At 31.3% G+C, this 25136-nt stretch carries 22 protein-coding genes; 3 read left to right on the top strand and 19 right to left on the bottom strand.

Annotation, left to right across the window (positions count from 1 at the left end; genetic code table 11):
- Positions 1-298 precede the first annotated feature (298 nt).
- From lysS to pth, 12 genes are all read right to left on the bottom strand, one after another.
- Positions 299-1798, bottom strand: coding sequence for a lysine--tRNA ligase (lysS, locus tag K5Q11_RS03575; protein WP_220728867.1), 1500 nt, complete (start codon positions 1796-1798; stop codon positions 299-301).
- A gap of 82 nt (positions 1799-1880) precedes the next feature.
- Entirely contained in the window at positions 1881-2876 is a 996-nt protein-coding gene (gene dusB / locus K5Q11_RS03570; RefSeq protein ID WP_220751261.1) for a tRNA dihydrouridine synthase DusB, read from the bottom strand.
- Positions 2877-2912: 36 nt separating this feature from the next.
- On the bottom strand, positions 2913-3809 hold the full coding sequence (gene hslO / locus K5Q11_RS03565) for an Hsp33 family molecular chaperone HslO (protein ID WP_220751260.1): 897 nt from the start codon (positions 3807-3809) through the stop codon (positions 2913-2915).
- A gap of 75 nt (positions 3810-3884) precedes the next feature.
- Positions 3885-5945: an ATP-dependent zinc metalloprotease FtsH gene (ftsH, locus tag K5Q11_RS03560; protein ID WP_220751259.1), complete on the bottom strand. Its 2061-nt coding sequence runs from the start codon at positions 5943-5945 to the stop codon at positions 3885-3887.
- Positions 5946-6080: 135 nt separating this feature from the next.
- The gene (gene hpt / locus K5Q11_RS03555; RefSeq protein ID WP_220728863.1) at positions 6081-6623 is read right to left on the bottom strand and encodes a hypoxanthine phosphoribosyltransferase; all 543 of its coding nucleotides are present in this window, start codon (positions 6621-6623) and stop codon (positions 6081-6083) included.
- Positions 6616-8022, bottom strand: coding sequence for a tRNA lysidine(34) synthetase TilS (tilS, locus tag K5Q11_RS03550; RefSeq protein ID WP_220751258.1), 1407 nt, complete (start codon positions 8020-8022; stop codon positions 6616-6618). Before tilS ends, hpt begins: the two co-directional genes overlap by 8 nt.
- Positions 8023-8091: 69 nt before the next feature.
- Positions 8092-8556: a S1 domain-containing RNA-binding protein gene (locus K5Q11_RS03545; RefSeq protein ID WP_220728861.1), complete on the bottom strand. Its 465-nt coding sequence runs from the start codon at positions 8554-8556 to the stop codon at positions 8092-8094.
- 75 nt (positions 8557-8631) lie between these two features.
- Positions 8632-9009 carry an FtsB family cell division protein gene (locus tag K5Q11_RS03540; RefSeq protein WP_220728860.1) on the bottom strand — a complete coding sequence of 126 codons (378 nt, stop codon included), beginning with the start codon at positions 9007-9009 and terminating at the stop codon, positions 8632-8634.
- 22 nt (positions 9010-9031) lie between these two features.
- On the bottom strand, positions 9032-9304 hold the full coding sequence (locus K5Q11_RS03535) for an RNA-binding S4 domain-containing protein (RefSeq protein WP_220728859.1): 273 nt from the start codon (positions 9302-9304) through the stop codon (positions 9032-9034).
- Between the two features lie 11 nt (positions 9305-9315).
- Positions 9316-10881 (bottom strand): putative polysaccharide biosynthesis protein, encoded by a 1566-nt coding sequence (locus tag K5Q11_RS03530; protein WP_220751257.1) that lies wholly within the window; start codon positions 10879-10881, stop codon positions 9316-9318.
- Complete coding sequence (mfd, locus tag K5Q11_RS03525; RefSeq protein WP_220751256.1) at positions 10868-14392, bottom strand: transcription-repair coupling factor; 3525 nt, start codon at positions 14390-14392, stop codon at positions 10868-10870. The genes K5Q11_RS03530 and mfd overlap by 14 nt, the downstream gene beginning before the upstream one ends.
- A 26-nt stretch (positions 14393-14418) precedes the next feature.
- Complete coding sequence (gene pth, locus K5Q11_RS03520) at positions 14419-14976, bottom strand: aminoacyl-tRNA hydrolase (protein ID WP_220728856.1); 558 nt, start codon at positions 14974-14976, stop codon at positions 14419-14421.
- Positions 14977-15179: 203 nt separating this feature from the next.
- Here pth and K5Q11_RS03515 point away from each other — a divergent pair, with 203 nt between their 5' ends.
- The 3 genes from K5Q11_RS03515 (at position 15180) to cbpA (ending at position 18411) form a co-directional block, all read left to right on the top strand.
- Positions 15180-16130 (top strand): L-lactate dehydrogenase, encoded by a 951-nt coding sequence (locus K5Q11_RS03515; RefSeq protein WP_220728855.1) that lies wholly within the window; start codon positions 15180-15182, stop codon positions 16128-16130.
- 95 nt (positions 16131-16225) lie between these two features.
- Positions 16226-17710, top strand: a complete 1485-nt coding sequence (locus tag K5Q11_RS03510; protein WP_220751255.1) for a glycosyltransferase family protein — start codon at positions 16226-16228, stop codon at positions 17708-17710.
- A 59-nt stretch (positions 17711-17769) separates the two neighbouring features.
- Entirely contained in the window at positions 17770-18411 is a 642-nt protein-coding gene (gene cbpA / locus K5Q11_RS03505; protein WP_220728853.1) for a cyclic di-AMP binding protein CbpA, read from the top strand.
- A gap of 64 nt (positions 18412-18475) precedes the next feature.
- Here the strand turns inward: cbpA and K5Q11_RS03500 are convergent, their stop codons facing one another.
- From K5Q11_RS03500 to K5Q11_RS03470, 7 genes are all read right to left on the bottom strand, one after another.
- Positions 18476-18838 (bottom strand): type II toxin-antitoxin system PemK/MazF family toxin, encoded by a 363-nt coding sequence (locus K5Q11_RS03500; RefSeq protein ID WP_220728852.1) that lies wholly within the window; start codon positions 18836-18838, stop codon positions 18476-18478.
- A 15-nt stretch (positions 18839-18853) separates the two neighbouring features.
- Positions 18854-19132 (bottom strand): antitoxin, encoded by a 279-nt coding sequence (locus tag K5Q11_RS03495; RefSeq protein WP_220728851.1) that lies wholly within the window; start codon positions 19130-19132, stop codon positions 18854-18856.
- Between the two features lie 44 nt (positions 19133-19176).
- A complete protein-coding gene (gene alr / locus K5Q11_RS03490) occupies positions 19177-20301 on the bottom strand; it encodes an alanine racemase (protein WP_220751254.1) in 1125 nt (374 codons plus the stop codon).
- A 93-nt stretch (positions 20302-20394) separates the two neighbouring features.
- Positions 20395-21915 carry a degradosome RNA helicase CshA gene (gene cshA, locus K5Q11_RS03485; protein WP_220751253.1) on the bottom strand — a complete coding sequence of 507 codons (1521 nt, stop codon included), beginning with the start codon at positions 21913-21915 and terminating at the stop codon, positions 20395-20397.
- Between the two features lie 162 nt (positions 21916-22077).
- On the bottom strand, positions 22078-23457 hold the full coding sequence (locus K5Q11_RS03480) for a UDP-N-acetylmuramoyl-tripeptide--D-alanyl-D-alanine ligase (protein ID WP_220751252.1): 1380 nt from the start codon (positions 23455-23457) through the stop codon (positions 22078-22080).
- A 99-nt stretch (positions 23458-23556) separates the two neighbouring features.
- Positions 23557-24342, bottom strand: coding sequence for a hypothetical protein (locus K5Q11_RS03475; RefSeq protein ID WP_220751251.1), 786 nt, complete (start codon positions 24340-24342; stop codon positions 23557-23559).
- A 75-nt stretch (positions 24343-24417) separates the two neighbouring features.
- Positions 24418-25074 (bottom strand): class A sortase, encoded by a 657-nt coding sequence (locus tag K5Q11_RS03470; protein WP_251067902.1) that lies wholly within the window; start codon positions 25072-25074, stop codon positions 24418-24420.
- Positions 25075-25136: the final 62 nt, after the last annotated feature.

Below are 25136 nucleotides of genomic sequence, written 5' to 3'. Positions count from 1 at the left end.
TATAAGCGAATTGACTTCGCAATGTTTAATTACTTACTTTCGTAAGTTCCTTACACATCATCGATTATCAAAATCTTGTTCAGTTTTCAAAGATCTAATCTATTTTGTCATCGCCTTAACGACAACTATTTAATAATATCATTTATATTTTGTAATGTCAACAACTTTTTTTAATTTGTTAACATTTAAATATTTAAGTGATATGCACATTTAACAGCGCAAGTAATAATATACCGTGTATTTTAAAAAATGTCAATAAAAAAAGGAAATTAATTTAAATTAATTTCCTTTTTTATAACTATTCTTCTTCTTCAGGTCTCATAGTTGGGAATAATAACACGTCACGAATAGATTTAGCATCAGTTAATAGCATTACTAAACGATCGATTCCAATTCCTAAACCACCTGTTGGAGGCATACCGTATTCCAATGATTCAACAAAGTCATTATCGATTGGTTGAGCTTCATCATTTCCTTGAGCTTTTTCAGCTGCTTGAGCCTCAAATCTAGCTTTTTGATCGATTGGATCATTAAGTTCAGTAAATGCATTAGCATATTCCATGCCTAAAACATATAGTTCAAAACGATCTGTAAATCTTGGATCATCAGCATTCTTTTTAGCTAATGGTGATATTTCTAATGGATGTCCATAAATAAATGTTGGATTTTGAATTTTAGGTTGTACAAGATCTTCAAAGAATGCATTTATAATATGTCCAACTTTCCAATAACTTTCATAGCTGACATGATGTTCATCAGCTAATGATCTGGCATCTTCTAAGCTCATTTCTTTCCAAAAGTCTACACCAGTATATTGTTTAATGGCATCTACCATGTGAAGACGTTCAAAAGGCTTGTTAAAGTCAATTTCATTTCCTTGGTAAGTGATTTTACCATTATCAGAAACAACTTTAGCAGCGGCTTTAAAGATTCCTTCAGTTTCATCCATAACATCATGGAAGTCAAAATAAGCAATGTATGATTCTAATTCAGTAAATTCTGGATTATGGTCAGTATCCATTCCTTCATTTCTAAATACTCGTCCAATTTCATAAACTCTTTCCATTCCACCTACGATTAATCGTTTTAAATGAAGTTCAAGAGCAATTCTTAGATATAAATCAATATCTAATGCATTATGATGAGTAATAAATGGACGTGCACTAGCCCCACCAGCTTGATTATGAAGCACTGGTGTTTCAACTTCTGTACAATCCATTTCATTATCTAAAAAGTTTCTAATTGCTGAAATAATTTTGCTACGTTTTTGGAAACGATCAAAACTATCACGATTAGCAATTAAATCTAAATAACGTTGACGATATTTTTGTTCTTTATTTTGTAAACCATGAAATTTATCTGGTAAGGGACGTAAAGCTTTAGAAAGGAAGGTAACAGAACTTACCTTAACTGTTAATTCTCCCATATCAGTCTTAATAACTTGGCCTTCGATTCCTAAATGATCACCTAAATCTGAGCGCTTAAAGATATGGTATTTTTCTTCACCAATAACATCTTTTCTAACGTAAATTTGAATACGTCCAGAACGGTCTTGAATATCAGCAAAGCCTACTTTACCTTTTCCACGTTTAGCAACCATTCGACCAGCAATTTTAACGTTTTTATCTAATTCTTCTAATTTTTCTTTAGTTAAATCGTTATAACTGTCATGTAGTTGTTGTGCTAAATTAGTACGTTCAAAACGATGACCAAAAGGATCAATGCCTTCTTCACGTAATTCGTCCATTTTTTGGCGACGAACACGGAGTTGATCATTCATTTGCTTTTCTTGTGCCACACTAAAACCTCCATAAGTTATTAAATTGTTATATTAATAATCATACCATAAAAATTACTAACAACATAAAATAGAATTTTGATTAATTTGTTCTATTTGCACGTTTTTGATTTTTTTCTAAGAATTTATCGAAAATGTCAATCATTTTTTGTTCAGTATCAGCACTATTTAAAGCTGCTCTAGTTCTAGCAGAATGTGAAATTCCCTTAAGATAATATGCAGCTTGTCCTCTAAATTCTCTAGGTCCAACATTGGCACCCTTAACACCAACTAATCGATGCAAGTGTTCTTTGGCAGTGGCTATTTTAGATTCTACACTTGGTTCAGGTAACAATTCACCTGTTTCTAAATAATGCTTAGTCTGTGTAAGCATCCACGGATTTCCTTCAACCGCTCGGCCAATCATTACAGCATCTGCGCCAACATCTTCTAACATCTTCTTAGCATCTTGAGGAGTGACAACATCCCCATTTCCCATAAAAGGAATTGTTAAATTGCTAGCGACCTCTTTTAAGACATTCCAATCAGAGTGACCTTGATACATTTGTTTTCTAGTACGTCCATGCATTGCAATAGCTGATGCTCCAGCTTTTTCAGCTGCTAGAGCATTTTGCACCGCGTAGATATGATCACTGTCCCAACCAGTACGCATTTTTACAGTAACTGGTTTTTTAACAGCATCAGTTACATAAGAAACCATTTCATATACTTTATCTGGGTCTAATAACCATTTAGAACCAGCATCAGTTTTAACTACTTTATTTACAGGGCATCCCATATTGATATCAATGATGTCTGCAGAAGTTTTTTGATCTACGAATTTAGCAGCCTCAACCAATGTTTCCTTAGTTCCACCAAAAATTTGGATACTCATAGGATGCTCTTTGGGATCTACAAACATCATATCTAAGGTTTTTTTGTTTTTATACATAATGCCACGGTCAGAAATCATTTCACAAACTACTAATCCTGCACCAAATTCTTTACATATAATTCTAAATGCTGGATTAGTTACACCAGCCATAGGTGCTACTACTAAACGATTAGGAATTTTAACGTCGCCTATTTGCCATTCCATAGTATTTTACCTCGCTATTCTTTATCATCATCTTTTTTAGTATTTTTTTCTGGCATCAGCCAAAACCTTCATGGCTTTTAAATCATCTTCACTATAGTCGTAAACATTTTGACAGAAATTACATACAACCTTAGCTCCGTGATCCTCTTCAATAATTGACTCGATTTCTTTTGAACCAATTCCAATAATTTTATCAGCAAATTTTTGTTTACTACAATCACACTTGAATTGAACCGGCATGTTATCCAATATTTTTAAATTATCCTCACCAAAGATTAATTTTAAAATATCTTCTGGTTTTTGCTTAGATAAAATTAATTCAGAGATCATTGGCAAAGACTTCAAACGTTTTTCTAACTTAGAAATTGCATCATCAGAAGCACCTGGCATAACTTGAATCAAATATCCACCGGCTGCACCTATATTGTTATCATCATTAACATATACTGAAACCCCAACTGCTGATGGGATTTGTTCTGATTGTGCTAAATAGTAAGTAAAATCATCACCAATTTCACCAGAAACTAATTGAACTTCACTAGTATAAGGTTCATTTCCACCCAAACTTTTCATAACTTGCATGAAACCATTTTTACCAACAGCTCCACCTACGTCTAATTTATGGTGCTTGTTTAAAGGAATATCAACATTTGGATTATGCATATATCCCTTAACATTTCCATTAGCATCAGCATCTACAACAATCATGCCTGCGGGACCATCACCTTGAATTTTTATGGTCATAGTCTCTTTACCCTTCAAAACAGAAGAAGCCAATAAAACTCCCCCAACTAAACTTCTTCCTAAAACCGCTGAAGCAGTTGGCCATGTTTTATGTCTTTCTTGAGCTTCTTGTACTGTATCAGTAGCAGTTATAGCATATGCTCTAAACATACCGTCATTAGTTACACTTTTAGTTAAATAATCGCTCATAATTATTCCTCTTTCATATTAGTATTTATAATCGTAAAAAAACGTGAGTGAAAGAATTCGCCCACGTTTCTTTAATTAGTCCTTATTGGATTTATCATTTTCGTCTTTAACATCAGAACTAGAATTTTCTTGAGCTTTATTATTTGTATTTTCAGCCTCTGAATTTTCACGTTCTTCTAATTGTTCTTTAGATTCTTCAAATGTTGTAGCATGTTCACTTGGAAATTCAGATTTATCATCATCTTCTGGCATTTTACCATCATGATACAAACTCAATATTTGCTTTTCGTCTAAAGTTTCATACTTAAGCAAAGCCTTAGCAATTAATTCATGTTGTTCACGGTGAGATTCAATAATTTCACGTGCATTTTCATGAGCTTCATTAATGATACGACGAACTTCTTCGTCGATTTCAGAAGCAGTACGTTCAGAATATTTTCTACCTGAATATGGATCTTGAGAAGGACTTTCTAATTGTACAGTACCAATTTTCTTGCTCATTCCATATTGCGTAACCATTGCTCTAGCCAAATTAGTAGCTTGTTCAAAGTCATTAGATGCTCCGGAAGATTCTGAATTAAAGATTATTTCCTCAGCAGTTCTACCACCCATTAAACCAGCAATCTGTTCCATTGCGTTTTTCTTAGACATTAATTGTTGATCTTCTCGAGGTAACATAATTGCATAACCTCCAGCACGTCCACGAGGTACAATTGTAACCTTATGAACAACTCGTGCATCATTTAAAACAAGACCCACAATTGTATGACCTGCTTCATGGTAAGCAACTGTTTTTTGTTCTTGTGCATTAACTACACGACTCTTCTTAGCGGGACCAGCAATTACACGATCTTCAGCCTCATCTAATTCATCTGGGCCAATTTCAGATTTGTTTCTACGTGCAGCTAGCAATGCAGCTTCATTTAACAAGTTAGCCAAATCAGCACCTACGAATCCAGGTGTTTGTTTAGCAATCTCTTTTAAATCAACATTTTCTGCTAATGGTTTAGACTTAGCATGAACTTTTAAAATAGCTTCTCTACCACGTACATCTGGACGACCCACTAAAACTTTACGATCAAAACGACCTGGTCTAGTCAAAGCAGGATCTAAAACATCAGCACGGTTAGTAGCAGCGATAACAATAACTCCTTCATTACCACTAAAACCATCCATATCTACTAACAACTGATTTAAAGTTTGTTCACGTTCATCGTGACCACCACCCATTCCGGCGCCACGTTTACGACCAACGGCATCAATTTCGTCAATGAAAATAATTGCTGGAGCAGATTTCTTAGCTTGTTCAAATAAATCTCGAACTCGACTAGCACCAACACCGACAAACATTTCAACGAAATCAGAACCAGAAATAGAATAGAAAGGAACCCCTGCCTCACCAGAAACAGCTTTAGCTAATAAAGTTTTACCTGTACCAGGAGGTCCCTCAAGTAATACACCATGAGGAATTTTTGCACCCAATTTAGAGAACTTCTTAGGGTTTTTCAAAAATTCAACAACTTCTACTAATTCTTGTTTTTCTTCTTCTTCACCCGCAACATCGGAAAATCTTACATTGTTATCTTTGCTGCTAGTAGGTTTAGCCTTGCTCTTGGAGAATTTCATAATTCCACCTTGACCACCTTGGCCACCAGCTTGACTCATCATATAGAAGAAAAATACAAAAATAAGTACTAATGGAAGTACTGAAACTAAAAGATTTACCCAGAAACCATTAGTTTCAGCAGCTTTTGCACCCATCTTGACATCATTTTTTCTAGAATAATTAGTAATTTCAGAGATAGTGCTATTATTCTTCAAAACAGTTGTTGTAAATGAAGAAACCTTAGTATTACTTCTAGAATTTCCTAAAGTAAAGCCATAATTCTTTTGTGATTCAGCATTTTGTTCAGTTCTGTATTGACCAGAAACTTGATAAACGCCACCCGAAGGTTGAACAGAAAAGCTTTTAACTTTATTACTCTTTAAATCATTAACGAATTGGCTTGATTGAATTGCTTGACTTTGACCAGAACCATTTCTACCACCAATGGCAAAAAATACTCCCATCAAAATTAGCAAACAAACAATATAGAAAAGACTATTTTTAAATATTCCTTTTCCCTTATTATTCATTAACTGCCTCCTCTAAAAAGTGCTGATATTATTAATCAGCACATAATTTATTATCATCATTATATCACGATAAAAGCGATACGTTATATTATGATATACAATATCATAGTAAAAACAAAGAATTTGAATTGATTTTTATTGATCTGAATAAATTTTAGGTTTTAACACACCAACATAGGGAAGATTACGATATTTACCATCATAGTCCAAGCCATATCCAACAACAAATTCATTAGGTACTTCAAAACCTACATAATCGGCTTTCACTTCAACTACTCGACCTTCTGGTTTATCCATTAATGTACATACCTTAATTGAATTAGCACCTCTATCAGCTAATAGTTCTTTTAAATATTTTAAAGTACGGCCTGTATCAATAATATCTTCCATAAAGATAATATCTTGACCATTAACATCTATATCAATATCTTTAATTAATTTAACAGAACCTGAAGATTTAGTACCACCATTGTAGCTAGAAACGTCAATAAAATCTAACTTAGTATAAATATCCATTTCACGAACCATATCTGTCATAAAGAAAATAGCACCCTTTAAAACGCCAATTATAATTGGTGTTTTTCCCTTATAATCTTCAGAAATTTGTTTACCAAGTTTTTTACAAGCTTGTTTTATATCCTCTTCGCTATAAAGTGTTTTAAGAATATCGTTATTCATGTTCTTCCCCTTTCAAATTTATCCCTTTAACTAATAGAGTATAACGTTTATCGGTAGATTTTAAAATAGTTGATTCACTATATCCAATTATCGATAGCACTCTGCCATCTTTATCTAACAACGTTTGAGCTCTTTCGCGAAAAAAATTAGGTACTTTTTTATTAATAAAAATTCTTTTAGCGGATTGATGTCCACCATTTTTTAAAGTTATTTTATCATTTTTATTGGTCAAACGCACTATTAAGGGCAATTGTTTATCATTTAAATAAAAAGTTGACTTTCTATCTATTTCATTCAATGCATTATAATTAAATTGTTCATCAAATACTCCAAAAGAAAATCCCGCAATAGCTTTGTACCAATGATTAATTAATAGTGATGTTGTTTTAGCATCATTCACTAAAGTTTCGTTATTATCGTCATTAATTGTACATAAATTATAGTTTTTAGTCAGATAAACATCTTTAGTTAATCGAAATTTAGCTTGTGGTTTATGTGAATTTTTCAATAACGTTAAAATTTCATCTATCAGTTTAGGCTTTACATTTTTAATGTTTTTTTTGTGAAAGATTAAATATACTATTAATGACTTTTGTATATAGTCTGGATATTTAAATAATGACTTAATATTTAAGCTATCATTTTTTGAATTCCAAACATACTTCAAAGTTTGCTTTAATAAAAATTCATTAGTTTTTTTCAAATCGTTTAATTCTTCGGAAAATTCACCAATATGTTCAACCGCATGCGAATTTTCTTTTTGCATCAGTGGTAAGATAACATTTCTAAATCGATTCCTTTGAACATCTAAATCTTTATTAGTAACATCTTCAAACCATTTAACTTCATTTTTTATCGCATACTGCTTAATATCATTTTTTTTAAATTTAAGTAGTGGGCGAATTAGTTCCCCTGTGTCAAACGACCGTTTTAATTCAATTCCAGATAGTCCAGAAATATAATTTCCACGAATTAGTTTCATCAAAACAGTTTCAGCTTGATCGTTCGCATGATGTGCCGTCATTAAAATTCGTGCATTATACTTATGCATAACCTTTTTAAAGAAAGCATATCTAAATTGTCGACCGGCTGCTTCAATGCCTGTAGCAGGATGCATGTTTTTAGCCCAGATACTTAATTCAAAAATCAAGCCATTTTGTTGGCAGTATTTTTGTAAAAATATTTGTTCTTTCTCACTTTGCTTACGTAGCTTATGATTTATGTGTGCAACAATTATTTTCGGCTTTAATGTAGGTGGCAACTTAGTCAGTAAATCTAATAAAACCATTGAATCTACTCCGGTTGACACCGCTACTACTACCGGATCATTTTGTGACCAATAATGATTGTCTCGCACTTGGTTAAAAAAATTATCAAAAACTCGGTTTTGTTTTACCAATTTAAAACCCTCTTCAAAAAATTGTTAAAATAAAAATGATTAAGGAAAATCCCTAATCATTTTTTTGTTTTAACTGCGACGGCCACCACGGCCACCACGTTTACCTTCGGTGTTCTTTTTAATAGTAGCTAATCTACTTTCACTATCTTTTAAAAAGTTGTTCATTAAATCATCAAAGTCTTTTTTCTTATGTTCGCCACCATTATTATGACGATATTCTCCTTTAGAATGGTTGTTAAAATGACCGCCACGATGATGATTTTCGTTGTTACTCTTGCTGAATTCTTTCTTTTCAGAAGGAGCCTGTGCTTTTCTAATTGAAAGAGCAATTTTTCCATCATCACCAACTGAAATAACTTTAACAGTCACTTCATCGCCAACTTTTAAAACATCGTGAATATCTTTGATAAACCCATCTGAAATTTCACTTATGTGAACTAATCCTGTCTTATGATCACCTAAATCAACAAATGCACCAAAATTAGTAATTCCAGAAACCTTACCGGAAACTTTTGTTCCCACTTCAATAGCCATAAATAAAGAATATCCTCCTATAAAAATAAGTAATTTTAGTATATCACTGAATAAACAATTATTGTATATAAATAATTAATTTTGTGTAACGTCCTTAGAAACATCGCCAGGCAAACTGTATACTGTTTCACCTTTTTTAGTGTAATAGTATCTTTCACGAATTAATTGTTCTAAGTAATCATTATTATACAACTGTTTTACTTTTAAACGTAAGTTCTTTTTCTCTGATTGCTGTTCATGTAACAGCTGACTTTGCCTTTTTTCTTGATTAATTAAATTACGTGTTTGAATCCGTGTGTGTACAATTTGAAAAATGAACATCATAAAAGTCAATAGAAAAAATGAAATTAGTATAATCGCACGTTTTTTACGAGCTCGCATTAAACCAGCACTGTGTAATTTTTTGTTTCTAGTATAAGCATTGTTTAAGTGACTAATTTTATTTGAACTCATGTCTCATTCCTCCATTGAAATACTATATCTGTGAATAATCATGCTCATAACTTTCATCTAAAACACTATACATACGAGAAGCATCAGCCTTTTTAGTAGTTTCTAATACTTCGTGAACCTGAATGGTTAATGTCTTATTTCCAAATTTTATAATCATTTTGTCTGATGGATGAACATCAGTTGAAGACTTTGCTACACGATCATTAACTAATATTCTACCTTGATCAGCAATTTCTTTAGCAATAGTACGTCTTTTAATGATTCTAGCTGTTTTTAAAAATTTATCTAGTCTCATATTAAAACCTCTCATTCATTTTTTAAATATTTACCTAAAAAGGGAATCGTTGATAATTCATCAACAGTTAATAGTCTAAATTTTACCGTAATCGTTAAATATAAAGTTGCTCCTAAAGCTGCTAATAGCATTAATATTAATAGTGATATTAGACGATGGTCGGAAAAATCAATATAAGCACTAAACATTTTTAAACTTAAAACTTCAAAAGAATACATCAAAATTAAGTTTAAAAGAAGCTTATAAAAATATTTAAAGCTAAATATTTTTATATTTATATAGTTTTTAGACAACAACCAACTGGTCTCAAATGCCAACATTAAAGCCATTAAAGTAGACAAGCTACCCCCAAGCATACCTAGATGAACTACCATCAACTTAGTTAGGATAATTTTAATAATTATTCCCACTAAAATTGAAAATAAAATTATTTTGAAATTACCACGACTTTGCAAAACACTACTATAAACGATAATTAGAGTAGCAAAAATTATGCTTAAACAATAAACTCCAATTACATAACTTCCCTGTGAATTACCAAATAAAACTGTGTTAATCAATGGCATTAAGCTAAGCATTCCAACTGCTACTGCTGCAGTTAAAGTTAAACTAATGTGCATTACATTAGATAGAATTTTGTTAAAAATTGTACGATTATTTTTATTTAGAACCAAAGTTGGTAATAAAGCTGAAGCAAATGCCATTCCAATTACTAATCCCAGTTGTACCATGGGTTGCGCACGATCATAGATACCTTTAGACATTTGCGATGCTAAATTTGACATACCAAAGTTAACCAAATTTTTTCGCAATGTAAATGAATCAATTAACTGCATAAGCACCATGACCGAAGAAGCTAAACAAATGGTACCTCCTTCAAGAGTAATAATTTTAATTAATTTATTATAGGGAATTACATTTCTACTGTGATTAAACGTAAAACCATGTTTACGTGTAAAGTAAAGCAACACTAACATGGCAAATAACCCTGCTATAACTACTGAAAGCATTGCATATTTGCTCATAGTATAAGGATTAAATAATCCTTTGGTATAAAGATAAGCAACTCCTAAAATTATTGAAACTCGAATTACTTGCTCTATAGTTTGTGAATATGCAGTGGGTAACATATTCATATTACCTTGAAAATAACCTCTTCCAGTTGCTAAAAATGGCATTATTAAAAACATCCAACTGATGGCACTAATACCTGAGTGTAAACGTATATCACCCATTAGCATAGCTATATTAACCGCAAATAAATTTAAAAGTATGAATACTATTATTCCAAAAGTAGCTAGCAATTTAAAAATTTGCTTAGTTAATGCTAATTTATCGTCTAAATTAGATTGTTTAGCAATCAATCGTGATATTAAAACTGGCAAACCACTTAAAGTCAATGCTGTACCAATTCCATAGATAGGATAAACTTGTTGATAAACGTAGAATCCTATGTTTCCAACCATGTTTTGGAAAGGCACACGATAGGCTGCACTTAATACTTTGGAAATAAAGGAAGCAATGGTTAATAACATTGCTCCCTTCATCAAAACGTTCATTTGATTATTTTTCATCATTAATTTTACCAATTTCCCGTTCAAATAAAGTTACTAATTCAATTAAACCATTTAACCAACCTGTTAATTCACTATTAGGTTGAATAATAAGTTTAACTTGTATTTTATTATCATGGTCACTAATTGTCGACCTAAAATTGGTTTCAGAAATACATTTTAATAATGTTTTAGTATTTAAAGACTCGGTCCCGGATTCTGAAAAAATAATATTAATTGTATTTTGTTGGCGTTTTATTTGTTCAATTAATGCTGTATCAGCAAACATTTTTAATTTACCAATTGATAGTAAATTACTAACTGCTTGGGGATATTCACCAAAACGATCAATAATATCAGATTGAATTTCCATATATTGATCATTATTTTCCATTTGACGAATACGTTTGTAAATTTCAATTTTTTGTTGTGAATCATGAATATATTCTGAAGGTAAATATGCTTCTATACCTAATTCAATATTAGAATTAACTTTAGGCAATACTTTTTTACCACGTTTTCGAGCAACTTCATCAGATAGCATTTGCGTATATAAATCATATCCAACTGAATCTACAAACCCGGACTGTTGCTTACCTAATAAGTTTCCAGCTCCACGTAATGACAAATCACGCATAGCAATTTTGAATCCTGAACCTAACTCGGTAAAATCACGAATGGCCTCTAGCCTATTTTCAGAAACTTCAGTCAACACCTTGTTGGGTTTATACATAAAATATGCATAAGCTAATCGATTGGACCGACCAATTCGTCCTCTAATTTGATACAGCTGTGATAGTCCCATATGATCTGCATTTTCCACAAATAATGTATTAGCATTAGGGATGTCCACCCCAGTTTCAATAATCGTGGTAGTCACTAAAACATCATAATCACCATTTACAAAATCATATAAAATAGTTTCCAATTGATTTTCAGTCATTTGACCATGGATGTAAGAAATTCGTGCATCCGGTAATAAAGCTTGTAGATGATTAACAGTTTCTTCTATGTCATTAACTCGATTATGCATATAAAAAACTTGACCACCACGTTGTAATTCACGCGTAATACCCTCTCTAATCGCTCCAGCATTTTCTTCCATTACGTAAGTTTGAATAGGATAACGATTAGCAGGGGGAGTTTCGATAACCGATAAATCACGAACCCCCATCATGGACATATTTAAAGTCCTAGGAATTGGTGTTGCAGTTAAAGTTAAAACATCGACATTATCTTTTAATTGTTTGATTTTTTCTTTGTGTTTAACTCCGAAACGTTGTTCTTCATCAACCATTAAAAGGCCTAGATCATGAAACTTAATGTCTTTTGACAATAGTCGATGGGTTCCTACAACAATGTCAATACTACCATCAGCTAATCCTTGTTTAGTTTCAGTTACTTGTTTGCGACTTCTGAATCTAGATAGAACAGATATATTGACTGGAAAAGATTCAAAGCGATTGCGCATTGTTTCATAATGTTGATGTGCTAAAACCGTTGTAGGCACTAAAAAAGCTACTTGTTTGCCAGCTTCAACTGCTTTAAAGGCTGCCCTTAAAGCCACTTCAGTTTTACCATATCCAACGTCACCAACCAATAGCCTATCCATTGGATGCGATTGTTCCATATCATGCTTAATTTCTTCAGCACTTCTCAATTGATCAGGTGTTTCTTGGTACGGAAATTCATCTTCAAATTTATGCTGATATTCATCATCTTTAGGAAATGCAAACCCCTTTTCAGCAGAACGTTTAGCATATAAAGCAATCAAATCATCTGCAATATCTTCTATTTTGCTCTGTACTTTACGCTTAGTTTTTTGCCATTCAGAACCACCTAGTTTATTTACTCTAGGATGACGATCTTCTGAAGATACATATTTTTGAATTAAATTTAACTGCGTAACCGGAATGAAGAGCTGTGCATTATCACGATAATCAATTGTCATATAGTCTTGATGCTTCCCATCAACTTCCATGGTTTGCATCCCTTTATATTGACCGATACCATGATTTACATGAACAACATAATCCCCTGGTTTTAAATCCGAGTAGCTTTTAATTCGTTCGGCATTAGAAAAAGTTTGTCGCCTAGGTTTACGTTTATTAACCTTAGCAAACATTTCCGATTCAGTAATTATAGCCATTTGAGCTATCTGAATTTCAAAACCATTATTAAGATTTTCTGGAATAATTTGCACTTCATGTTCTAAAATTTTATCTGAACTAGTTTGAACTGCCTTAATTTCAAAATCTTCTAAGGTTTTATTAACTTTTTGAATTCTAGAAGCATCTTTAACCATAATTACAACGGTATCTTTTTGCTTTTTCCAACGATCAATTTCAGTTTTTAGCATTGGAATTTGGCCAAAGAACTTCTGCATTGGTCTCACTTTTAAATCACTAATTTGTACAAGCTTCATTCGACCTAAACCTTTTTGAAACATTGATAACAAAATTTCAGTTTGATTTAGTCCCTTAAAAAGTTTTAAAAAATCAAATCCTAATTTCAAGTTTGGTAATACTTCAGCATTTTCAATTTTCATTTCTAACCAATTTTGTTCATCTGAAACTAACTGGCGATTAGAATCTAATAAACGACTATAATCATCAAAAACAGCTATACCATTATCATTTAAGTAATTAAAAATTGAAGCCGGTGTATTAAACAAGTATTTAGAAAATAATAAAGCTTGTGATCCAACTATACTATTTTTTAGATCATCTATAACTGGTTGGACATTATTACTTAATAAATGTTTTAGTTTATCGTCAGCAATCGATTTTAACTCGTTATTTAGGTCTTTTTGCATCGCTTTAGCTGCTGATTGCTTATCACTATTTCTAAATATAAAATCACTAGCTGGAATAATGGAAAAAGAATCAATATTTTCTATACTTCTTTGATTAGAAACATCAAAAAAACGTAATGAATCAATTTCTGTATCAAAAAAATCTAATCTAATTGGATATTCATTATTTAGTGGATAAATGTCAACAATTGAACCACGAATTGAAAACTCACCTGGTGCGGAAACCATTTTTTGTGGAACATAACCTAAATCAAACAATTCATTACGTAAGTTTGTTATTTCATAATCATTGCCAACTTTCAAATCTATAATCGAAGATTTAAAGTTATCTGGCGTAGGCAAATAACGTCTAGTGCCAGATATTGAAGTAACTATGATAACCGGATTATCACTTTGCAAGGCTGTTAAAGCTTCAACTCGTTGCAATTTAAATTGTGGTGAACTAGTTGATATTTCAGCAGCTAATAACTCCTCAACTGGAAATTCCATAACTTGCTCATCTGGCAATAAATTTCGTAAATCTTCAGATAAACCATTAGCATGAGCTAAAGTATCTGTTACAACTAATATTGGCTTTTTAGTATCTTGCATTAAGCTAGCTAAAAACATTGTTTTGGCAGAACCAGATAAACCTGTAACCAGTTGTCTTTGTTTGGGTTCTAGTTCGCTTTTTATTTTTTTATAATCTGGTAATTCTGTAAAAAACTGACTTAATTGCAAATTAAAAGCTCCCTTTCACCTAAACTTTAGTTATACGTGTTTTCTAATTTATTAAAATCTACTTCATTGACCCAATCTAATAAAGCTTTATTAGCCTGAATTTTAGCTTCATCAAAATGTGGTTTTTGTTCATCAGTAAATTTACCTAAAACATAATCAACGACACTTTGACGTTTAGGATGGTCCGTACCCACTTTTATGCGATAAAATTTATCAGTTTGCAAATGTGCAATTAAACTTTTAATTCCATTATGACCACCAGCAGATCCATGACTTCTTAGGCGAATTTTACCAACCGGTAAATCCATGTCATCATACACTACAATTAAATCTTCTATATCTAATTTATAAAAATCCATCAAAGGTCTAACTGCTCGACCAGATTCGTTCATAAAAGTAGTTGGTTCAACTAGAATTACTTTTTCACCATCTATAATTCCTGAACCGATTTTGGCATTCATCTTGATAGTAGAAAGTGATATGTTGTTTGATTCAGCAAAATCATCTACCACTGAAAAACCAGTATTATGTCTAGTGCCATCATATTGTGGTCCAATATTTCCTAATCCCACAATCATTTTCATAACAAAAAATCCCCTTTGTATTGCTTAATTAACTGTAATTATATCATAGTCAAAATTTGCACTTAATTGCGTAGTTTAAAACTTAAAATTATATCTAAAATAGACTTTAATTACAAGATTTCAATACAAATCCTTTAGAATTTATAATTTCATGATATAATTTTCTTTGGAACTTTAAATTTGATTTTGAAGGGATGGTTATTGTGGCTTTAAAACATCAAAAAGTCGTTTTAGTTGGTGACGGTGCCGTTGGTTCATCATACGCATTTGCTATGATGCAACAAGGAATCGGCGAAGAATTCGTCATCGTTGATATTATCAAAGATCGTACTGAAGGGGACGCATTGGATCTTGAAGATGCTCAAGTATTCACTGCTCCTAAGAACATCTACTCAGGTGATTACAGTGATTGTAAGGATGCTGACTTAGTAGTTATTACTGCTGGTGCACCTCAAAAACCTGGTGAAAGTCGTTTAGACTTAGTAGGTAAAAACTTAAAGATTTTATCTTCAATTGTTAAACCAGTTGTTGATTCTGGCTTCCAAGGTATTTTCCTTGTAGCTGCTAACCCAGTTGACATCTTAACTTATGGTGTACAAAAACTTTCAGGTTGGCCAAAAGAAAAGGTTGTTGGTTCAGGTACTTCATTGGACACAACTCGTTTCCAAGTTGCTGTTGGTAAAAAACTAGGTGTTAACCCTGCTGATGTAAATGCATACATTATGGGTGAACATGGTGATTCAGAATTTGCTGCTATTGACGAAGCTACTGTTGGTTCACGTCCATTATTAGACGTTGCTAAGGAAGCTGGTCTAAGTAAAGATGACTTACTAAAACTAGAAGATGAAACTAGAAACAAAGCATACACTATCATTAACAAGAAAGGTGCTACTTTCTACGGTGTTGCTACTGCATTAATGAGAATTTCTCGCGCTATTTTACGTGATGAAAACTCAGTATTGCCTGTTGGTGCACCAATGAATGGTGAATATGGCTTAAACGATATCTACATTGGTACTCCAGCTGTAGTTAACGCTTCAGGTATTGCTAAGGTTATGGAAGTTCCATTAAGTGAAGATGAAAAAGCAAAAATGGCTGCTTCAGCTAAGACTTTAAAAGAAACTGCTGAAAAAGGCATGGATGCTTTAAAATAATAGCTAATAGTTAATTTAATGACTGTTGACTAAAAATAACCGAGCTGTCTGAATAGATGGCTCGGTTATTTTATTAAAAAAAACAGGTGAATAAAATGCTACATAATCAAAAATTAAACTTTTTATACATTGTTGTAGGATTCATAGCAATGTTAATTTTAACTTCAGCATCCCCCATTTTTAAAGTTAACAGTGCCTGGGATGCTAATATGATGTTCACAATCGGGAAAAGTTTATGGAATGGTATGCTACCTTACAAAGACTTATTCGATCAAAGAGGTCCCCTTATATACTTCATGCATAGTATTGCAGCTTTAATTTCTTACAAATCTTTTTTAGGTATTTATATCTTTGAATCTATTGCACTATCAATTGATTTAATATACACCCACAAAATAGTTAACTTATTTTTCAAAAACAAAATTGCACAATTAGTAGTTTTTTTAATTATTCCAATTATATTTAATTCATACTTTTTTGAAAATGGTGATTTACCAGAGGAATTTATCACTCCAATGATAATAGTTATGATATACCATAGTTTGCAATATTCTATAGATAAAATGCCTAAACGTATATATATTTTGCAAGCTGTCTTTGTAGGAATAGCTTTTTGGACTAAATATACTTTAGTTGCCCCTTGGATTGGCTTTTTTGGTTATATCTTTATTTATTTTTTAATGCATAAAGACTATAAAAAAATTTTACAATTAATTATTAACTTCATGACTGGGTTTGCTATAATAACTGTTCCAATAATCATATTTTATTGGATCAATAAGGCGTTATCAGATTTATTCTATGTGTATTTTTATCTAAATTTAAATTATTATCACAAAAATTCATTTACATTTATTAATGTCATAAAAAATATAATCATGTTTCCCCTAGCCGGAAAAGAAAATGACATAATCGCTATATTATTCATAATTGGAATAGTATATGTATTGATAAATTATAAAAAGATAAATAACATCGCTTTAATTTTAACCACTCTCTTAACTAACTTAATCGTTATAATGGGCGCTAGCAATAATTATCGATACTACATGGTAGGCTTAAGCGCATATCTATTGTTTTTCATTTTAACAATTGCTAATTTTGCTAATAATTTGTCTATTCATTTAACTAAATTAAAAGTAGGTATTTATATCTTAGCCTGTTTAGGTATGTGTACTATAACTAATAATTCACTACCATTAGCTATTAAGCAATTTTACGGTAATAATATTTTTCAAATTAAATATGCCAAGTTAATAAATAAAGGTCAGCAAAAAACATTACTAAATTATGGAAACCTAGACGTAGGAATTTACACAGTTGCCGGAATCGTTCCACATAATAAATATTTTGCTCAAATTAACATGACCGCTTATAAAAAAGTTCATAATAGTCAATTAGAATATTTAAAAAACAAAAATAATGAATTTGTTGAACTAACTGAACCAAAAGATGCACCCAACGATTTCAATATCGAAGCTATTCCCTATTTAAAACAACATTATCGATTAATTAACACAACTAATTCTAGTTTTGAAAACAGTGATTTTATAAATAAATTATACAAATTAAAATATTAGAATTATTTTTATGATAAAATGTGTTTATGAGAAAATTTCTAATTTAAGGAGATATGTTTATGTTAATGAAATCGTTAGTCAAACCAAAGAGTCGCTTAACAACTTTAAATGAAGATGCAACATTAGAAGAAGCTTTAAAAGTATTAGAAGATTCTGATTTTAGATGTGTACCTGTTTTAGACACCACTGGTAATATTTTTAGAGGAAATATTTATAAAATGCATATTTATCGTCATAAGTCTCGCGGTGGTGATATGCAATTACCTGTTACAACCTTACTAAAAAATGCCACTAAGTTCGTTAATATTAATTCCGCTTTCTTCTATGTATTCTTTTCAATCAAAGACTTACCATATATCACTGTGCTAGATAACAACAATAATTTTTATGGTATTTTAACTCATACTAGATTGCTAGATATGTTATCACAATCTTGGAATGTTAACATAGGTAGTTATGTAGTTACGGTCTTGTCGCACGGTGATCGTGGCGATTTAGAAGGAATGTCAAAAATAATCAGTAAATACACTTCTATTGCCAGTGTAATCAGTTTAGATGCTCAAGAAGGAGAATTAGTTCATCGTGTAATGTTCACCCTTCCTAACTCAGTAGACAAAGAATTATTAAGTCGTATTACTGCTGCACTAGAAAGAAAATCTTTTAGAGTAGCTGAAATTGAAGATTTACATGATGAATATTAATAAAATCGATTAGATTAAAAGAAAAGAGAGTTCGCTATAGCGAACTCTCTTTTTATGTATAAGGCTACTTCCTTTTACCCAAACCCACACTTAAACTAAGTGCATTATCAATCAATTTCATTGTCTTTTCGTCTAAATTAGCAACTTTATCATGCAATCTTTGTTTATCAATTGTTCTAATTTGTTCTAATAATACAACCGAGTTTTTTTCAATCTTAGTTTTCTTAGAACTAATTCCAACATGCGTAGGCATCTTAGGCTTGGATATCCTGGCTGTAATTGCCGCAACGATTACAGTTGGACTGTAATGATTTCCTATATTATTTTGGATAATCAAAACGGGACGCATCCCACCTTGTTCAGATCCTACTACAGGTGATAAATCTGCATAAAAAATATCGCCACGCTTTATTTCTACTTTAGACATCGTGACATCCCCTGTCTAGTTTAATTCATTTTTTCTGTATTTATCTAATTTTATTTCAGCATCATCTTCACAATCATTAAATTCTGAAACTATCTCTCTATTCAAAGAAGCCATTTCTAAATAACCCTTAATCATGGATTGTATAATTTCATCATCAGTAAAATATGACTTCTTAATAAAAACTCTAACATTATTATCAAAGCTAAAAGATAAATCATTAACAAAATTATCTAATTCTTTAGAAATATTTTCATTAAATACCACTGAGAAACTGTTTTTGTTATTGAATGTCATATTTTAAGTACTCCTAAACAATATTATTAACTAATGTAAATGAGCTATACATAAAATCGTGGCAAACGATTACTCAAATTACATGATACTTCGTAATGGATAGTATCACAATACTGGGCAATATCAAATAATGTAATAGTCTCATGACCACTATCGCCTATTATAACAACTTTAGTACCCATATTCACTTCATAAGGTAGTTTAATCATAAATTGATCCATACATACTCTACCCACAATGGGACACTTAATACCATCAACTAAAACATAAAAACCTTGCATCTTACGATTAAATCCATCGGCATAGCCAACTGGAACTGTCCCAATCCATTCGTCTTTTTGAGTAGTATAAGTTGCACCATATCCAATAGCATTACCTTTAGGCACTAATTTACAATGAACAATCTCTGATGTCAATGACAAAACTGGATTCAATTGATATGGAACTGAAATATCGTTTCCTGATGGATTTAATCCATACATAACTACTCCAAATCGAATCATATTTCCATTACATTCACTATGCCATAAACTAGTAGCAGAATTAGAAACATGTACATATTTAGGTGCAAAATGATCAAGTAAAAAGGATTTCATTGATTTAAACTTTTCTAATTGCTTGTTAAAGTAGCTGTTGTCTTTCGAATCAGCAGTTGAAAAATGCGTAAAAATACCTTCAACATCAAAATTATTACTATTTTCCAGGTATTCTGTAAATTCACCTAATTCATTTACATTTTGAAAACCAATTCTGCCCATTCCTGTATCTAACGCAATATGAATTTTTAATTTTCCATTCAATTGGTGAGTTTGAATTATTTTAGTAGCTTCTCTTATCCAAGCTAACGATGAAACTGAGATAGAAATATTATTATTCATAATCAATTCAATGTCTTCAACACGACTAATACCTAGTACTAATATTGGGTCTTTAAAGCCTGCTTCTCGAAGCTCAAGGGCTTCATCCAAAATAGCTACGCAAAATCCACTAGCACCTGCTTGTTTAGCTATTTCAGCTACTTCTACTGCTCCATGTCCATATGCATTAGCTTTCACTACAGCAAATAAACTTGTTTTAGAATCTAATCTATCTTTTTCTGCTTTTATATTTTTAAATAAAGCATCCTTATTAATGACAATTTTAGCATTTCGATGCAATCCAACAGCCATAATATTACCTCACAATTATACGTAATAACATCTATTGTAATTCTATAAAACCAAAAAAGCTATTAATTTATTAATAAATTAATAGCTTTTATATTAGTCTTTATGTTTAATTGTAAAAGACTTATTAGGACGTTTTGAATTGTTACTCTTATTACTTCTATAATTGTTACTATGATGGCTATCATTATTATTTCTTGAATGACGATCATTATGATGTCTATTACCACCATTGCCATAGCGTTTTTTAAATCCGCCACGACGTTTATTTCTACCACCAAATTTGTTGTGTCCACCCTTACGGTTTGGTAAAGGACGTTCTGGTGTTATATGAACTTTAACTTGGTTTCTAGTCATCTTACTTAAAAGTAGAGCTACTAAGTCTTTAGCATCATATTGTTCAAGTAATTCATCAGCAGTCTTAGAAAATTTATCAACTGATAATTTTTTAAGTAATGAACTAATTTCTTTACTTGCTACAGATAGTTGTCCACTAAGTGCTTCGTCAGCCGAAGGTGGCTTAAGTGGCATCATTCTAACTTTAGTTAATTTTTCAACATCTCTTAAGTAACTCATTTCATTTGGTTCAACAAAAGTCATTGAAACCCCATGATTACCGGCTCTACCTGTACGACCAATACGGTGAACATAACTTTCGGAATCTTGAGGAATATCATAATTGTATACGTGAGTAACTCCTGATACATCAATTCCTCTAGCCGCAACATCAGTTGCAACTAAAACATCAATTTTTTCATTTTTAAATTCACGTAAAATTTGTGAACGACGATTTTGAGTTAAATCACCGTGTAATCCAGCAGCTGAATAACCTCTTAGTAAAAGTCCTTTGGCTACTTCATCTACACGACGTTTAGTACGACAAAATACAATTGTTACCTTTGGTGCTTGAATATCAAAGAAACGAGTCATAACATCAAATTTTTCAAATTGTTTAACTTTAATATAATATTGATCAATTAAATCAGTTGTAACTGCTTTAGCTTTAATTGTTATTTGTTGAGGATCTTTCATAAATTGCACACCAACACGTTTGATTGGTTGTGGCATAGTAGCTGAGAATAACAAGGTTTGTCTTTCTTCAGGAACTTGTTTGATAATACTTTCAATATCATCTAAAAATCCCATGTCTAACATATCATCAGCTTCATCTAAAACTAAAGTCTTAACATGCCCTAATTTTAAAGTACGACGATTAATATGATCTAATAATCTTCCTGGAGTACCAACAACTACTCTAGGATGTCTTTTTAATGTACTAATTTGTCTTCTAATGTCAGAGCCACCGTATACAGCAGCTACATCGATTCCCTTAAATTTACCAAACTTTTTAATTTCACCTTGTGTTTGTATTGCTAATTCACGAGTTGGTGAAATAATCAATGCTTGAACATTGGGGTTGTCTAAGTCAATGTTTTCTATAATTGGTAAGCCAAATGCAGCAGTTTTTCCTGTACCAGTTTGAGCTTGACCAATAACATCTTTACCTTTAAGGGTTAGTGGAATTGTCTCCGCTTGAATTGGAGTAGCTTCTTTAAATCCCTTTTCTTCAATTGCCTTTAACAAATCTTCGGATAATCCTAATTCTCTAAACTTCAAATATGTTTCCTCCTAAACGAAACATTTATGAACAATACCATAATTAGCCTGGAAAAAATCCGTTTTCCAATAAAGCACTAACTATTTGATTGAACAAAATTTATAATTGTAAAACACGTAACTAAAACATATTAAACCTTTTATATCAAATAAGCAAATAAACTATTTTTCAGTAGTTAAATGATTCAAAACTTTTTCCAAATGAATCCCATGACTAGCTTTTAATAAAACCTCATCATTTTCAGAAATGTCATCATTCAAGGCTTCGCTTAAATCTCTTAAATGCTTAGTCTGATAATAAATTACCTTATCAGCTGGATACGCTAATTTAAGTTTATCATAAAGTGATTTAATGTCATCACCTATTAGATAAACTTTTTGAATTCTATTAATGTCAAAGCTATCAGCTAAAGATTCATGTAGTTCTTTAGACTTACTACCTAGTTCTAACATATCACCTAAAACAACTATTTTCCTTTTATCAGATGAATCGTTAGTAAAAGCCTTCAAAACTTCTTTAACTGCTGTTGGATTAGAATTATATACATCGCTAAGAATACGTTCACCTTTGCTACCATTAATCCATTCAGCTCGGTTTTCAGTAACTTGTAATTTATCCAAAGCCTGTTGCAAATTACTGGTTTGAATATGATATAAATCACCCACAACTAAAGCAGCTAAAGCATTGTTAACATTGTAATTACCTAACATATTAATTTTAAATTGGGTATTTTCCCATTTGTTAGCTTCAAAATTAATAGCGTTACCTAAGTTATTTATTGATTCAACATAGTAATCATTATTTTTATGACTTCCAAATGTAAATTTTCTAAAGTTTAAATCTTCAGCTCTTTCATTTAATAGAGGTTCATCCCCATTATAAACAAAAGTACCATCAGCTTTTAATCCATGAGTAATTTCCATCTTGGCGTCGGCAATTTTATCACGAGTCCCAAAGAACTCAATATGAGCTTCCCCTATCATGGTAATAATTGCGATATCTGGTTGAACTAAACGACTTAAATGATCTAATTGACCTGGACGATCCATTCCCATTTCAATAACTAACATTTCAGTATTTGGTTCCATAGACAATACAGTAATTGGAACACCAATCTCATTATTAAAATTAGCGTGCGTTTTAGTAACATTAAATTGAGTTGAAAGAACTGATGCTATCATATCTTTAGTTGTAGTTTTACCATTACTACCAGTCACAGCAATAACTCTAGGATTAATTTTAATTAAATAATATTTAGCTAATTCTTGTAATGCATCTAAAGTGTCATTAACCTGCAAAACAGGAAAATCTAACGGTTGGTTCTTATGATTATTTTGCCATAAAGTAGCAACTGCACCATTTTTAATGGCATCATTAATATAATCATGGCCGTCATTTTTATCAACCAACGGAATAAATAATGCGCCTGGTTTTAAATTACGACTATCAAATGCAACGCTAGTAACTTCGATGTCTTGATATTTACTAACATCGCTTTTTGAGTCCACCGCTCGATTGATTTCAGCAAGTGACATTTTCATAACAAATAGAACTCCTAATTTTTAAATATTTTATACAGTTAAATTATTAAATAAGTATATCATGAAAAACAAAGTCTTTTAAATTAGCAAACAAAAGTGTTACAACAAATAGTTTAAATCAATCGATTCAAATTGTACTGTAATATTAAGTTTCCACACTGAAAGATTAATATCATAGTCTAAACTACCAATTTTAATTGCACTATCATAAAAGCTATTAACATCATTCCAAGTATATTGATATTCTGAGCGATCTTCTAAAAATAATGGTATATGATAAATACGATTTTTTTCATTTGCAAGGTCAAAAGCAATTAATATACCATCATTACTTAACTTTACTAACTTCAAAACGATGTCATTAGGAACGTTTTTTACCACAAGTGGTCTAATAAAAACTCTTTTACCATTATGTGTGTATCTTAAATGGCGTTTCAAACTAATATCTAAAACGTGGTTAAAATCAGAAAACTTACGGTAAAATGTTTTTACCAAATTATGTCTGATATCCATATAAATATATCTATTTTGCAACTTTGAAGAAAATGGATACAACATTGGAACTTCCATGTGTCCTAAGTAAAGCAAACTAGCAATTTCACTATCTAACATGGAATCTAAATCATCGGCACTTTTAAAATCAATAATTTTTTTGTTTGTTATTTGTTTGTTAAGAAAGAAACTTCTTACCGCACTTTTACCAGTAATAGTGCTAAAACGCGTATGACTGTTAATACTATTGGCATTTTCCCGATCATCATTTAGCAGCAAAATATTGTTTGGCATTTCATTTATTCCATTCACAAAGTCAGCTGAATTGATACCATGGGAAATAACCATATTACGCACAAGATTAGAATTAATATAAATAAAATTACCGCGCATAATTTTCCACTCTTTCTCAAAATTTCACAAGTATTATTTTACTACTATATTAAAATAATTTCTTAAAAATGTTGTTTATTGTGCATAAATTTTATTAACATTGCTTTTAGTATAGCTAGTAGTATCAACTAAACTGACTCTAACCATCAACCTACCAATTCCAGTTGCATCACAAGTTATAAGAGTTACAATTTTATTTTTAGTATTTCTTATCACTGATAAGTCTGTAGCCTTAATAAATTTCTTTTGATAGATACGATATTTATAAATCTTGTTCATATTAGTTAAATATACATATTGACCAACTTTAGCTTTATAATAAAGCGGACTAAATAATACTTTCTTATCTTCCATGTGGTGTCCAGCCAATGGATAATTGCCAACACCCATCTTTTGATCAGCTCGCATAGTACCTGCAGCTAATGATAAAGTGTTATTATCTATTCCTTTACCAATTGGTAAATTAATCCCAATTTGTGGAATAATAATCTTACCAACGACTTTTATATGCGACTGATTTAATTTTGCTTTAACAACTCTTGAAAAATCAACCGACTTAGTTTTTGAAAAATCAAAATCTGCCGGCTTATTAATGTTTTTTTGAATAATAGTCTTATCGATTTTGGGATGATAACTTTGTGTCATAAGATTGCTAATTTGACTATTAAAAATTAAAACGATTGCTATTATCATCAACAATATACATAATACAATTTTTAAAAATTTTTTCATAAAATCACTCACTAAATTTAGGTACAAAAAAAGAATACCAAGTTGTAAAACATGATATTCTC

The organism is Apilactobacillus xinyiensis (genome assembly GCF_019656235.1).
Classification (GTDB): Bacteria; Bacillota; Bacilli; order Lactobacillales; family Lactobacillaceae; genus Apilactobacillus; species Apilactobacillus xinyiensis.
Note: the sequence above shows the minus strand (reverse complement) of the source record. Positions and strands in the feature narration are given on the sequence as shown.